2 protein-coding genes are annotated in these 882 nt (G+C 29.4%); both read right to left on the reverse strand.

Annotation, left to right across the window (positions count from 1 at the left end):
• Window positions 1-211: 211 nt before the first annotated feature.
• Complete coding sequence (locus tag Q0945_RS15990; protein ID WP_299436672.1) at window positions 212-529, reverse strand: type II toxin-antitoxin system RelE/ParE family toxin; 318 nt, start codon at window positions 527-529, stop codon at window positions 212-214.
• A 2-nt stretch (window positions 530-531) separates the two neighbouring features.
• Window positions 532-768, reverse strand: coding sequence for a hypothetical protein (locus Q0945_RS15995; RefSeq protein ID WP_299436675.1), 237 nt, complete (start codon window positions 766-768; stop codon window positions 532-534).
• Window positions 769-882: the final 114 nt, after the last annotated feature.

The raw sequence follows: 882 nt of genomic DNA on the forward strand, positions 1-882 counted from the left end.
TAATTTTTCATTTAAAAAGTCAGCCACGAGAATTTTAATACTGCCGAAATTTTGATGTCGCACCATTAAAAGTAACGTGTTTGTATATGGTTTGTTGCGTGGTTTGAGCACTTAATTTAGCAAATAATTACTAACCAATAAAGTCCGAGAGGACTTTTGCATGTATGCAAAAAGCTAGCAATAAATTATATACGGTGTTGCCAGTAGTGCTTTATTCTGTTATTCGTTTTTCATCATTCATTTTAGATGGGTTCTGTCTCGTATCAAAAACATCATTTATTATTACTTGATTATCCATTAGCCTGTATATCAATTTGTAGTTTCCACTCACTAAATATCTGTGATTTTCCTTAAGTGTTGTTAGGCTCTGTTCAATCTGACCAGAATTTGGATTATTTTTAAGCTGTTTAGAAGATTTAAGGATTTGTCTTCTAATTTTATGAGCTACTTTTTTATTTGCTTTAGTAGAATAATAGTCAAAAATATCTTTTAAATTTTTAACAGCAAAATCAGTCCAAACTATTTTCATCCCTACCAATTTGCGGATATTTTCTCTAAATCTTCTTGACTTTTAAAGTTTCCGTTTTTAAAATCCAATTCAGACTTTTTAATTCTATTGATTAATTCCTCAACAGTAAATGGTTTTAAGTCTGGATTGTATTCAATTTCTCTTTTCAGGATATAATTTTCTAGTTTATCAAAAAATATTTCATCCTTAATTTGAGCCAAATATGTTATTAAATTGAGTTTTCTAGTTTGTAAATCCATAATTTGAGTATTTAATCAAAAATACGATTTTTTTCGCATTACTGGCAACGTTCTCGGCTATGATTTCGGACTGGGAAAGTATACGCTAACCAGTCAGCCAGAGATAAATTTTTA

The sequence above is a fragment of the uncultured Maribacter sp. genome (genome assembly GCF_947500405.1).
Lineage (GTDB): Bacteria > Bacteroidota > Bacteroidia > Flavobacteriales > Flavobacteriaceae > Maribacter_B.